The 12,564-nt window shown below is 61.3% G+C and carries 13 protein-coding genes; 4 read left to right on the top strand and 9 right to left on the bottom strand.

The window, feature by feature from the left end; genetic code table 11:
- Nucleotides 1-11: 11 nt before the first annotated feature.
- The gene (locus VOI22_RS02295) at nucleotides 12-905 is read left to right on the top strand and encodes a dimethylarginine dimethylaminohydrolase family protein (protein ID WP_323794978.1); all 894 of its coding nucleotides are present in this window, start codon (nucleotides 12-14) and stop codon (nucleotides 903-905) included.
- On the opposite strand, the gene VOI22_RS02290 is transcribed toward VOI22_RS02295, so the two are convergent.
- From VOI22_RS02290 to VOI22_RS02270, 5 genes are all read right to left on the bottom strand, one after another.
- The gene (locus tag VOI22_RS02290) at nucleotides 902-1,276 is read right to left on the bottom strand and encodes a VOC family protein (RefSeq protein WP_323794977.1); all 375 of its coding nucleotides are present in this window, start codon (nucleotides 1,274-1,276) and stop codon (nucleotides 902-904) included. The genes VOI22_RS02295 and VOI22_RS02290 overlap by 4 nt on opposite strands.
- 32 nt (nucleotides 1,277-1,308) lie before the next feature.
- Entirely contained in the window at nucleotides 1,309-2,559 is a 1,251-nt protein-coding gene (locus tag VOI22_RS02285; protein ID WP_323794976.1) for a TIGR04372 family glycosyltransferase, read from the bottom strand.
- Nucleotides 2,560-2,563: 4 nt separating this feature from the next.
- Complete coding sequence (locus VOI22_RS02280; RefSeq protein WP_323794975.1) at nucleotides 2,564-3,481, bottom strand: DUF3445 domain-containing protein; 918 nt, start codon at nucleotides 3,479-3,481, stop codon at nucleotides 2,564-2,566.
- 6 nt (nucleotides 3,482-3,487) lie between these two features.
- Complete coding sequence (locus tag VOI22_RS02275) at nucleotides 3,488-4,237, bottom strand: FKBP-type peptidyl-prolyl cis-trans isomerase (RefSeq protein ID WP_323794974.1); 750 nt, start codon at nucleotides 4,235-4,237, stop codon at nucleotides 3,488-3,490.
- Between the two features lie 82 nt (nucleotides 4,238-4,319).
- The gene (locus VOI22_RS02270) at nucleotides 4,320-5,009 is read right to left on the bottom strand and encodes a tetratricopeptide repeat protein (RefSeq protein WP_323794973.1); all 690 of its coding nucleotides are present in this window, start codon (nucleotides 5,007-5,009) and stop codon (nucleotides 4,320-4,322) included.
- Nucleotides 5,010-5,640: 631 nt separating this feature from the next.
- Here VOI22_RS02270 and speB point away from each other — a divergent pair.
- The 3 genes from speB to VOI22_RS02255 all read left to right on the top strand — a co-directional run bounded on the left by speB (nucleotide 5,641) and on the right by VOI22_RS02255 (nucleotide 7,332).
- On the top strand, nucleotides 5,641-6,597 hold the full coding sequence (gene speB / locus VOI22_RS02265) for an agmatinase (protein ID WP_323794972.1): 957 nt from the start codon (nucleotides 5,641-5,643) through the stop codon (nucleotides 6,595-6,597).
- Nucleotides 6,598-6,689: 92 nt separating this feature from the next.
- Complete coding sequence (locus VOI22_RS21105; protein ID WP_416366061.1) at nucleotides 6,690-6,926, top strand: type II toxin-antitoxin system RelE family toxin; 237 nt, start codon at nucleotides 6,690-6,692, stop codon at nucleotides 6,924-6,926.
- Complete coding sequence (locus VOI22_RS02255; RefSeq protein ID WP_323794970.1) at nucleotides 6,919-7,332, top strand: helix-turn-helix domain-containing protein; 414 nt, start codon at nucleotides 6,919-6,921, stop codon at nucleotides 7,330-7,332. Before VOI22_RS21105 ends, VOI22_RS02255 begins: the two co-directional genes overlap by 8 nt.
- 61 nt (nucleotides 7,333-7,393) lie before the next feature.
- On the opposite strand, the gene VOI22_RS02250 is transcribed toward VOI22_RS02255, so the two are convergent.
- From VOI22_RS02250 to VOI22_RS02235, 4 genes are all read right to left on the bottom strand, one after another.
- The gene (locus VOI22_RS02250) at nucleotides 7,394-8,539 is read right to left on the bottom strand and encodes an iron-containing alcohol dehydrogenase (RefSeq protein WP_323794969.1); all 1,146 of its coding nucleotides are present in this window, start codon (nucleotides 8,537-8,539) and stop codon (nucleotides 7,394-7,396) included.
- A gap of 5 nt (nucleotides 8,540-8,544) precedes the next feature.
- Complete coding sequence (locus VOI22_RS02245; RefSeq protein WP_323794968.1) at nucleotides 8,545-9,927, bottom strand: aldehyde dehydrogenase family protein; 1,383 nt, start codon at nucleotides 9,925-9,927, stop codon at nucleotides 8,545-8,547.
- 7 nt (nucleotides 9,928-9,934) lie between these two features.
- Nucleotides 9,935-11,302, bottom strand: coding sequence for a glutamine synthetase family protein (locus tag VOI22_RS02240; RefSeq protein ID WP_323794967.1), 1,368 nt, complete (start codon nucleotides 11,300-11,302; stop codon nucleotides 9,935-9,937).
- A 157-nt stretch (nucleotides 11,303-11,459) separates the two neighbouring features.
- Entirely contained in the window at nucleotides 11,460-12,515 is a 1,056-nt protein-coding gene (locus tag VOI22_RS02235) for a TRAP transporter substrate-binding protein (RefSeq protein WP_323794966.1), read from the bottom strand.
- Between the last annotated feature and the right edge of the window lie 49 nt (nucleotides 12,516-12,564).

Raw genomic sequence — 12,564 nt, 5'->3', positions numbered from 1 at the left:
CGGATATTCAGATGACTTCTGGCTCGAACGCCTTTGCCGTTGCTTCCGAGTTCGGCGTCCTCAAGGACGTCTATCTCTGCCGCCCCGATAACTTCCAGTGGTCCGACGTGGCCAAGGAAGACACCACCGCCAATGCCGTGGTCCGGGCGACCCTGCGCGACGGCGTTCCGTTCGACAAGGCAACGGCACTTGCCGGCTACCAGGAATTCATCGATGCCTATGAAGGCGCTGGCGTCACCTGCCATTTCGCCGAGACCGACCCGACTTTGAGTTACCAGATCTATACCCGTGACCCGTCGGTGATGACGCCTTGGGGCGTGTTCCTCGGCCAGATGTACCGCCAGCAGCGCCGGGGCGAAATCGCCACCACATACCGGTTCTACGAGAAGCTCGGCATCCCGGTCTGGAACTGGGCGACAGCTGGACCGATCGAAGGCGGCGATATCCACCTGATCAAGCCGGGCGTCGCGGTCATCGGCTATACCGGCCAGCGCACCTGCGAGCCGGCAGCGAAACAGCTGCAGACCTGGCTCGAGGCCGAGGGCTGGGAATGCCGCATCCAGAAATTCGCCGAGCATTTCCTGCATCTCGACCTGCTCTACGCCACCGTGAACGACCGCCTCGCCCTGATGTGCCTTGAGGTGCTGCCGGATGATTTCGTCGAATGGCTGGCCGGGCACGGCATCAAGCCGGTGCCGGTGACCTACAAGGAAGCGATGCTGCTCCAGTGCAACTGCATGTCCCTCGGCAATGACCGGGTGATTTCATCGAAGAGCGCAAAGCGGGTCAATGATGCCCTGCGCGCCGAAGGCATCACCGTGCTCGACCCGGATCTGTCGATGTTTACCCAGGCCGGCGGCGGACCACGATGCCTCTCGATGTCGCTCCTGCGGGAAGCTGTCTAGCGCGGAAAGGTCACCGCCTCGATCTTGTTGCCGTCCGGGTCACGGATGAAGGCGCCATAATAGGTGGTCATCTGAGCCTGCCTGTCCGCTGGCGCGCCGTCGTCGCGACCGCCTTGCGTTAGCGCTGCCGCGTGGAAAGCGTCCACAGCGTCCCGGGAGCTGGCACGCAGGCAGATATGGATGCCGGTTCCCTCTAGAACGGCTTCCATATCCAGGCGCAGATTGAGCCAGAACTCCGGGTACTTCTTGCCGAAACCGATGGTGCGCTCCCGCTCGGCGAGGCGGGTAAAGCCGAGTGGCGCCAGCACCGCGTCATAGAAGACTGCACTGCGTTCGAGATCGGAAGCGGCGATGGAGACATGGTCGATCATGGCACGAGCCTAACCGGCTCCGGACGGTTCCGTCACGCAAGAAACCACGGATTGAGCCCGGCCCAATTTGCCGAAAGCGTGCCCATGCTATGGGAATAGGCATAGACGTCGTTACCCTGGAAACGGGCGATTTCATTATCCCGGATCTGGTCTTCGTAGCTTTTGCTCATCGCAACGAACCGCGCATTGGCCACGTCGTCCGGTACTGGCTCTCCGTCAAGCCGTACATGCATTTCCTGCACCGCCGCCAGCACATCATCCGGGGAACAATCCTCGGCCCGGAAGCCATGTTCCGAATACCAGTCCTGGTCCGGCAGCGGCCCTGAGATCAGCCTGTTGGGCAGCATGAAATCCAGTTGCTCCGCGTACGACAGCGGCGCGGTGCTGTCGCCACGATAGAGCGGCTTGAAAAGAAAAATATCGCTGTCGAGATGATGGCTCATCACCGTCGGCAGGAGGTTGGTGTTTACGCTCGGACGGCCGAACGCGCGGGCCAGGGCTTCCGGGCCGGACTGGCAGTTCAGCGAGAAGCTGCAAGTGGCCATCAGATATATGTCGAGAAAATCCTCGGAGCGCAGATCATGGGCCAGATCAATCACATTCCCGGAGGGATGGGTGAACGGCTCGGAGTTCGCCCCACCCAGTCGGAAAACCGTGTAACCGGCCTCGACAAGCCAATCGACTGCAGGCCGGAAGTTGACAGGGTCGACCGTGCGCAGTTTCCCGTAGGGCGCGCTGCCGGCATCATGCGCGTAACCTTCCTCCCGCATATGCAGGGTAACGTAGGGGCTGCCCGGCTCCAGTCCGATGCTCGCGAGCCAGCGTTCCCCCGCCGCACGCATCTCGTCACCAAGCTTGAGATGCACCAGGGGCTTCCGCGCCGCGCGGTGTTGCGTATAGGCGCGGTAGAACTTGTGGGTATGCATAAGACAGAGATCGAACGGCCCCATCCGAACGATCCCCCGGTCGAGATCCCGCAGCAGCAGCAAGGGCGCATGCTGGGTTTCCGCCATACCGAAATCCCGTGCCAGCAGATCGTAGAGCGGGCGCTTTATCGTCGGTACGGCGCGGGGCGGTGTCAGCAGCACGATCCGGTCGTATTCCGGGCCATAGAGCGAGGCGAGATAGTGCGGCTCCGGCGCCAGGTGGCCGATCGCGTCCGCATAAGGCATCGGGTAGACCAGCGTCCGGGCACCGTCCTTCAGATGCGGCTCCAGCGCGCGGCCAAGGAGTGTCAGCGTCTCCGGCTTGCGCAACTCGGCAAGCAGGGTTTCGGTATCCATCCGGTCAGGCAGCCCGTTCCATCAGATTTCCAAGGTATCCGTCCAGCGCCTCGCGGAACGGCAGCAGGCTCTTGTAGCGCTGCATACCCTCCGGCATGTCCGCGACGGCGCCGCGCAGGCCCATGGCAAGATCGGGCCGTGCCTCAAGCGAGGAGAGCGGATCGACGAAGGTCCGGATAGTGAACAGGATATCGCCGGATTCCGGCAACCGTCGCAGGGTCTGCCGCTCAACCCGGAGCCAGAGGCGCTCTCCCGCATTCTCCGCCGTGATCTCAACCTGATGATCATTCCGGAACTTGCCGCTGGTCTGAAACAAGGCCGGGTCGTTGATGACGGACCAGTTGAGCCGCACCACCGGCTTGTCCGCCTTCAGATGGGTAAAGAACCGGTCGACCGGCTTGCGCAACTTTTCGGCATAGCCGGAAACATCTTCATGAATGCCCATCATCGGCCGGCCCAGTTTCTCGCCCAGTACCCAGCGCGCCGGAAAACAGAGTGAGGCGGCGTGCAATACATAGCCCTCCTCGCCCGGCGTCATTAGGCAAAGGTCTTCCTGAACCAACCGGCCGGCAAGGTCGAGGGCGTGATCGGCAAAGTCGGAGAGACTGTAGGACTTACCGGTCTCCGCCACCCGGACCGTGCCCTCATCGAAGGTAATCAGGCCGGGATGACAGCGCTCCAGATTGTCCAGCAGGAGCATCAAAACTTCCCGCTGGGCGGCTTCGCTGCCTGGCAAATCTCCGAACACCGCATCGTGCTGGCTGCCGAGCAACCGCTCTTTCTCTTGCAGCTCCACCGCGCGATTCTGATCCACATCGAACCAGTCTTTCAGGTCGAGTCCGACCAGCCCCATGGCCATCTGAAACTTACCGCTGGCATAGGGCGCATAGCGTGGCGCCTTGATCTCCGTGATCGCATTCATCGCTGCTTACTTTTCCACCGGATTACCGGCTTCTATCCAATTACTCATGCCAGACGCGTGATTGTAGACCTTCGTGTAACCGGCCTGATCGGCCATGGCGCGTGCCAGCGCAAGAGAACGCCGGCCGGTGCGGCAGATCAGCACGACCTCCGCGTCCTTGTCGATCAGCCTGCCGAGCGCATCCGGGAATCCCGGAACAAACTGTCCGTTCCGGTCAAACGCCGTCAGCCGTTCCACGCCCTTGATCGTTCCCGTCTCCGCCCATTCTTCGGGGCGCCGGATATCGAGCACGGTCACCCCCCTCTTCATCAGACTCTTCAGTTCATCGTTTCCGATCGCCTTGAACTTCGGTGCCGAGACCGAGATCAGTTCCACCTCAAACCTCAAGGGTGCGTTCGGCGGGATCACACCGCCTGCCCCGCGTGCGCCATAAGCAAGCTTGGAAGGAATGACCAGCTCACGTTTGCCGCCGACCTTCATACCGACAACGCCCAGATCCCACCCCTGGATCACGCGACCGGCGCCGAGGGTGAAAGTAAGGGGTTGATTACGATCGTGACTGGAATCGAACTTGGTCCCGTCCAACAGCCACCCCGTATAATGCACCGTCACCGACGCGTTCTCGATCGCTGTCGCTCCTGTACCACGGACCATATCGAGGACACTCAGCCTGTCCGGAGGAGATTCCTCCGCGGCAAAAGCTGGCTGCCACCCCAGAGTGAGCGTGGCTATGGCGGCAGCAATGAATTTCATCATCGGGATCGATCCTCGAACTGCATGGGTCGAGCTTCAGGGTAATGGGACCTGCGGGCGAGTCCAACCGAAGTCGGGCGATTTTTTACTCGGGCAGCGTCATACGCCAGGATTCGGCACGCTTCAGGGCTTCTGCCTGGCCAGTATCGTCTAGCGCGCCCCGGACGGCGTGCATGGCCGGGGCAATACTATCGGCATCCGCACGCTCCGCAAGAATGAGCCATTTCAGGGCCTCTACGAGATCCTGCTCCACCCCGTCGCCCCGGGCGTAGAGAATGCCGAGCGGCAGGAAGGCTTGCCGAACGCCCTTACTCACGGAAATCTCATAGAGCCGGGCCGCCTCTTTCGGATCGCGCTTCCCGCCTGACCCGGTTTCCAGCATCACCGCATAATTGAATTCAGCTTCACGAAGCCCTGCTGCGGCAGCGGCAGCAAACCATTTCCGCGCCTCTGCGAGCGATCGCTCAACACCCTGGCCGATCTGGTAGAGCACGCCGAGACGGTACTGGGCGAGCGCATAACCGCCCTCGGCGGCCTTCTTGTAGAGCTCGACTGCCTGAGCCTTGTCCGCATCGCGCTTGCTGCCCTGCGCGCCGCGCTCCAGCGCCAGCCCATAATAGAACTGCGCCTTGGCGTCGCCCGCTTCCGCCTGCGCGCGATACCAGTCCATGGCTTCGCCATAGGTCTGGCGCTTGCTGTCCGCGGCCAATAACGGTGCGGAACACAGACTGAGGAACGCGCATGCTGCGAGGAGAGGCGGGAGTACCCGTTTCAAGGAATTTTCCGTCAAATCTGGGATTGCGAACGCCGTTAAGGCGAAAGGGGCCCGGTTCCCGCGTTCGGACGCGGCGCCGGCCCCTCATATCCTACAAGACGGTTCGCTTCCGAACCATCAAGGGGCTGAGTGTAGCAATTAACTTTCCCAAGAGTTTTGTAACAGTAGCGAGGCTCAGGCGAAGAAGCAGGTTCCGGTTTGGCGCGCGCGCTGGTTTCGAACGGCAAGTTGGCACATGCCGAAACAAGGAAACAAACCAGCAGTATCAGCGTTCGTACCGCCACCAGAGCATCCAATTGTTGGTCAAGTCATTCTGAATGTGACTTTTTTACCCGTACTTGGCAATTGAAAAGCGGACGGGGCGAAGATGTGTCGCATCCCGTCCGCTCAACTATTTATAAACGATCAATAAACCGTCACCGAAACCCCGCGGGCCGTATCGATCATGAAGCCGGGTTGGCCTCACCCGGAAATGAGCGCCTGAGAACGCAGATTTCAAAACGAACGTCGCTTTCTACACTCGGGAACGGTGCACGACACACCAAGACGCCCGACTAACCATTGCGCCGCCCGGCAGAATAGCCTGCAATACCGTGACGTCTTATTGCCTCCAACCCACCGGGATAATCTCATGTCATCGCACGGATACGAAACGGGCCGCCTCAACCTGCCTTTCGTCGGCATCGCAACCTTCGGCAAATATCCCTATCAGCCGGATTGGGACGCCGTCGAGGCGGATGTCGCGGTGCTCGGTGCGCCGTTCGATTTCGGCACCCAGTTCCGTCCCGGCGCCCGCTTTGGCCCGCGCGGCATCCGGGAGGCTTCCACCCTCTTCTCCTTCGGACATGGCGGCGCTTACGATCATGAGGACGACATTACCTACCTGCCAGCAGAAACCACGCGGATCGTCGATCTGGGCGATGCGGATATCATCCATACGGACACGGAGCAGAGCCACGCCAACATCGAATTCGGTGTGCGCAAGATCCTGGCAGCCGGGGCGATCCCGGTGGTGCTGGGAGGCGATCACTCGGTGAACATCCCCTGCATAAACGCCTTCTCCGAAGAGGAGCCGGTGCATCTGGTACAGATCGACGCCCATCTCGATTTCGTCGACGAGCGGCACGGCGTGCGGAACGGCCACGGCAACCCGATGCGCCGGGCGGCGGAGAAGCCCTACGTCACCGGCCTCAGCCAGATCGGCATCCGCAACGTCTCCTCAACCGCGCGCGAGGGATATGAAGATGCTCGCTCCATGGGCTCCGACATCCTCTCCGTCCGACAGTTCCGCAAACTCGGCGTCGAGGGCGTACTGGAACGTATCCCGGCTGGAAAACGCTATTACGTCACCATCGATATCGACGGCTTCGATCCCTCCATCGCCCCCGGCACCGGCACGCCCAGCCATGGCGGCTTCACCTATTACGAAGGGTTGGAATTGCTGGACGGGCTGACCAGGCGCGGAACTGTGGTCGGCGTAGATCTGGTGGAGGTTGCACCGGATTACGATCATTCCGGTAGCACCACGACACTGGCGGCGCAGTTGTTGCTGAACTTCATCGGGCGGATATTACATCACCGGAAGTGATTTTCCGGCCGCCCCCACAATAACGCCTCAAAACCGTTCATATCTCGAATAGCGATTCTCGTTGCCGACAATCACTTTTCGCGATATTTTTCATGAAAGACCTTCGATTTACAAAGGCGGCGCATAAGCAACTCCGCTCGCTTCCGGAAGCGGCCAGGATCACTGTGAAGATCCAACGCTATGCCGAAACTGGCGAAGGTGATGTCGTATCGCTGAGAGGAAGTCCCGGCTTTCGCATCAGGATCGGCAATTACCGAGCGATCTTTACGGAAACCGAAACAAAGGTTCTGGTTCACGCTGTCGGACACAGGCGAAAAATCTATGACTGAGGATATCCATATTCCCCGCGTGCAAAGCATCTTCACCCCGAGCGGAGAAGAACTGGTTGTGATCCCACGGGCTGAGTATGACGAACTCGTCGCCGGGATGGCAGATCTTGACGACGATGACGTCGCAGGCCGGATTGTCGCCGAGAGCCTAGCCGCCATCGAACACGGCGAGGATATCGCCTTGCCGGAAGCTGTCTGGGATCGGCTGGAAGCGCGTGAAAGCCCCGTCCGGGTGCTGCGCGAGTTCCGCTCCTTGACCCAGAAGGACCTGGCCGAGGCCGCCGGTATTTCCCAGAGCTATCTTTCCGAAATCGAACGCGGCGCCCGCGAGGGAACGCTCAGCACGATCAAGGCGCTTGCCAAGGCACTTGCCGTACCGCTGACGGTTCTGACCGAGGATTATTGACTCAAAGAAAAAGGCGAGCCCGAAAGCCCGCCCCTTCCCTATTCTTTATTCGTTCACCCCGTCAGATCGACTGCTTGAACAGCTCCGTCAGGTTCTTGACCGTCAGTTCCACCGGGTTGCCGCCGCAGCTCGGGTCTTCGATGGCCATGGCTGCCAGTTCGTCGATCCGGTCGGTGCCGACGCCGAGGGCGGACATCTTGTCGGGGATCGCCAGGTCCTCGCGCAGCTTCAGCACATAATCGAAGAAGCCGTCGAAGCCCCTGGAGATACCAAGATAGGCCGATGCCTGGGTCAGCCGGTCCTCGATGGCCGGACGGTTGAAGCGCAGCACCGGGGGCATGACCACAGCGTTGGTGGTGCCGTGGTGCGTGTTGTAGACAGCGCCCAGCGGGTGGGACAGCGCGTGGATGGCTCCGAGGCCCTTCTGGAAAGCCGTGGCGCCCATGGCGGCCGCGCTCATCATGTGGGCGCGGGCTTCAAGATCGGAGCCGTCCGCATAGGCACGCGGCAGATACTCCTTCACCAGCCGCATGCCCTCGAGCGCGATGCCCTGGCTCATCGGGTGGTAGTGCGGGCTGCAGAAGGCCTCGAGGCAATGGGCGAAAGCGTCCATGCCCGTGCCCGCCGTGATCGGCTTCGGCATGCCGACGGTCAGCTCCGGATCGCAGATCACCACACTCGGCAGCACCTTCGGATGGAAGATGATCTTCTTCACGTGGGTTTCCGAATTGGTCAGCACGCTGGCGCGGCCAACTTCGGAGCCCGTGCCCGCCGTGGTCGGCACGGCGACGTTCGGATAGATCGCGTCGGCGTCGGCGCGGGTCCACCAGTCGCCGATATCCTCGTAATCCCAGACCGAGCCTTTCTGGTCCGCCATGAAGGCAACCATCTTGCCAAGGTCAAGGCCGGAGCCGCCGCCGAAGGCGATGACGCCGTCATGATTGCCTGCCTTGAAAACCGTGATACCGGCTTCGAGATTTTTCTCGTTCGGGTTCGGATCGACCGCCGAGAACATGGCGCGGCCGAGCCCGGCGGCTTCCATCAGATCGAGCGTCTTGGTGGTGATAGGCAGGCTGGCCAGCCCCTTGTCCGTCACCAGAAGCGGGCGCTTGATGCCGGCGGCGGCACAGGCCTCACCGATTTCGGCAATACGTCCGGCACCGAAGCGGATCGCGGTCGGGTAGCTCCAGTTGGCTTTGATGCTCATGGCACTCAGGCTTTCTTCAGATGGTATGATTTCGGACGAGTCAGGTTCTGGAAGCCGATGACGGACAGCGCGCCGCCACGGCCGGTATCCTTGCAGCCGGTCCAGCACAGGCCGGGATCGAGATAGTCGGCGCGGTTCATGAAGACGGTCCCGGTTTCAAGTTGCGCGCCGATTATGGCCGCGCGTTCGGTGTCCTTGGTCCAGAGCGATGCGGTCAGGCCAAAATCGCTGTCGTTCATCAGACGGATCGCTTCCGCGTCGTCCTTGACCTTCATGATGCCGACGATCGGACCGAAGCTCTCTTCCCGCATCACCCGCATCTCGTGGAAGACCCCGGTCAGGATCTGCGGCATCAGATAGGCGCCGCCGTCATCTTCCGGGAACTGTTTCGGGTCGATCAACGGTGTCGCGCCGAGGGCGACGGCCTCCTTGGTTTGCTCACGGACCAGAGCGGCAAAGCGTTTGTGCGCCATCGGGCCGAGTGTCGTTGCCTCTTCCATCGGGTTGCCGAGCTTGTAGCCGGAAACGATGGCAACGGCCTTCTCAATGAAAGCGTCATAGAGGCTCTCATGCACATAGATCCGCTCGATGCCGCAACAGCACTGGCCGGAATTGAACATGGCGCCGTCGATCAGCGTATCGACAGCTGCATCGAGATCGGCGTCTTCCATCACATAGCCCGGATCCTTGCCACCAAGCTCAAGACCAAGCCCGGTGAAAGTTCCCGCCGCCGCCCGTTCGATGGCACGGCCGCCACCGACGGAGCCGGTGAAGTTGATGAAATCGAACTCGCGAGTGCCAATCAGAGCTTCGGTCGTACCGTGATCAAGGAAGAGATTGATGAACAGGCCCTTCGGCAGTCCCGCCTCCTCGAAGGCACGGACCATCCGCTCACCGACCAGCAGGGTCTGCGTCGCGTGCTTCAGCGCCACCGCGTTCCCGGCGATCAGTGCCGGGGCGACGGTGTTGATGGCCGTCATGTAGGGATAGTTCCAGGGCGCGATGACAAAGACCAGACCATGTGGCTCCCGCATGATGCGACGCTCGAACTTGTCGGAGTTCTCCACCACGATCGGTGCCAGCGCCGTCTCGGCAATATCGGCCATGTAGGAGGCGCGCTCGTTGGTGCCGCCGAACTCGCCGCCATAGCGCACCGGGCGGCCCATCATGTGGGCCAGCTCCGGCACCATCTCGGCCTGCATCTCACCGAGCCTGGCAACACCGGCGCGAACCACCGCAACCCGATCGGCAAGCGGCCGTGCCGCCCATGCGCGCTGGGCACCGCGCGCCGCCGCGAGGATCTCGCGCGCCGCCGCCGGCTCGATTACCGGACGTTCCGCGAAGACGGAGCCGTCGATCGGCGAAATACACTGAAGCATCTTGGTCATTGAAGTGTCAGGCCCTTTCAAACCCGCGATTGACTTCCCAGTCAGTGACGCGGCGGTCATATTCAATCTGCTCCCACCGGGCAGCATGCACATAATGGTCGATTACCTCGTCACCGAAGGCCGACCGCAACATTGTCGATCCATCGAGCGCCATGGTCGCTTCGCGCAGCGTCGCCGGGATCTCGCGGATATTGGCTCCGCCATAGGCGTCGCCCTTGAATTCCGGCTCCAGTGCCATCTTCTTCTCGATCCCGTCAATGCCCGCAGCGAGCAAAGCCGCCATGGCGAGATAGGGATTGAGGTCGGCGCCGCCGATCCGGCACTCGACGCGCACCGCCTTGGTGCCGTCGCCGCAGACCCGGAAGCCGGCTGTGCGGTTATCCATGGACCAGACAGACTTGGTCGGCGCGAAGGTGCCCGCAACGAAGCGCTTGTAGGAATTGATGTAGGGGGCGAGGAAACAGGTGATCTCCCCGGCATGGGCCAGCAGCCCGGCGACATAGCTCTGCATCAGCTCCGACATGCCGTATTTGGCATCCGGATCGAAGAACAGCGGCGTGCCGTCGAGCGACCAGAGCGACTGGTGCACGTGCGAGGAATTGCCCGCATAGTCGTAGTGCCATTTCGCAAGGAAGCTGATCGCATGTCCCTTGGCCCAGGCGATTTCCTTGCAGCCGTTTTTGATCAGCACATGCCGGTCGGCCATGGTCAGCGCCTCGGCGTAGCGGACATTGATCTCTTCCTGGCCCGCGTCGGCCTCGCCCTTGGAATTTTCCACCGGGATGTCTGCGCCGTTCAGACCGTTGCGGATAGCCCGCATCACCCCCTCTTCCTTGGTGGTCTGGAAGATGTGGTAATCCTCGTTATAGGGGCTGATAACATCGAGATTGCGATAGCCTTGGGCGTGCGCTTGCTCGTAGCTCTGCTTGAACAGGAAGAATTCCAGCTCGGTCGCCATGAAGGCCTTCATGCCCATCGCTTCCAGCCGGGCCACCTGTTTCTTCAGGATCGCGCGCGGAGAATGCGGCACTTCCTCGTGGGTGTGATGGTCGAGCATGTCGCAGAGCACCAGCGCCGTGCCTTCCAGCCAGGGAATCCGGCGCAGCGTGGAAAGGTCCGGCTTCATCGTGTAGTCGCCGTAACCCGCCTGCCAGCTCGTCGCCTTGAAGCCCTCGACCGTGTTCATCTCCATGTCGGTCGCCTGGAGATAATTGCAGCTGTGGGTCTCGTCGTAGGCGCTTTCGCAGAAGAACTCGGCATGGAAGCGTTTGCCCATCAGCCGGCCCTGCATGTCGATCTGCGCCGCGAGCACTGTGTCGATTTCGCCGCTCGCGACCGCCGCGCGCAGCTCCTCAAGGGTGAGTTTGCCTGCCATGCCGATAACCCATCATTCCTGTGTTCGGGGCTGCCCCCGTTGAGTGTCATGTATCAGCGTCCGGACCCGAAGGCCCGGGACGAGATCCGGCCGCCGTCTTCCCTTTCCAGGGCATCAGGCGGCCGGTATTCGTAACTCCCGAAAAGGGAGTCAGGTCTTAGCTATAGCGGTACGGCTTGCCCGCCTTCTTCATATCCGCCGCATATTGTTTGAAGATCTCGACGACCTTCCTGGTGCGCGGCGTCCGGTCGGCAATTTCCTCCCAGAACTTCTCGGCCTCGTTCTCGACGGTCTTCCACTCGGCGTCGTCGATAGAGGTCAGCTTCAGCTTGGTGCCATGGACACGCAGCTTGGCTTCGCCGCCCCAATACCAGTGCTGGCGGTAATAGTGCGAGCTGTCCATGCAAAGACGGAACAGCGTCTTCAGATGCTCTGGCAGCTCGTCCCAGCGTTCGGAATTGGCGAAATAGGAACCGCACCAGGCGCCTGAGATGTTGTTGGTCAGGAAGTAGTTGGTCACATCCGCCCAGCCGACGGTGTAATCCTCGGTGATGCCGGACCAGGCAATACCGTCGAGCTCGCCGGTCTGCACCGCGACCTCGATGTCTTCCCACGGCAGGGTGACCGGCACCACGCCGAAGCGGGACAGGAACTTGCCAGCGGTCGGGAAGGTGAAGATCCGCTTGCCCTTCAGATCGTCCAGCTTGTTGATCGGATCGACCGTGTTGAAGTGGCAAGGATCCCAGGCGCCGGCGCTGAGCCAGGTCACACCGTCGACCTCGCCATAGGCTTCTTCCCAGATCTCCTTCAGGCCGTACTGCTCGAACAGCACCGGCACGTCGAGGCTGTAGCGGGTGGCGAACGGGAAATAACCCCCGAACACCGAGATATCGACCGGAGCCGCGATGGAATCGTCATCGCTCTGCACCGCGTCGATGGTACCGCGCTGCATGGCACGGAAAAGCTCGCCCGTCGGGACCAGCTGGTCGGCGAAGTAAAGCTCGATTTCCATCTCGCCGTTGGCGACCTTGTTGAAAGCGTCGATGGACGGCTTGATCACATGCTCGGCAAGGGCCGGGCCTGCATAGGTCTGCAGGCGCCACTTGATCTTCTTGTTGGTAGCAGCCTGAACATAAGGTGCGCTCAGTGTCGTGGCGCCGGCCCCCGCCGTCGCGACGGCAGCCGTCTTCAGAAAATCACGTCTGTTCTTCATCTCACCAATCTCCCTCTTCGATGGTGGTTCAATCGAACCTGTTGCCCCG

Source organism: Nisaea sp., assembly GCF_034670185.1.
Classification (GTDB): Bacteria; Pseudomonadota; Alphaproteobacteria; order Thalassobaculales; family Thalassobaculaceae; genus Nisaea.
Note: the sequence above shows the minus strand (reverse complement) of the source record. Positions and strands in the feature narration are given on the sequence as shown.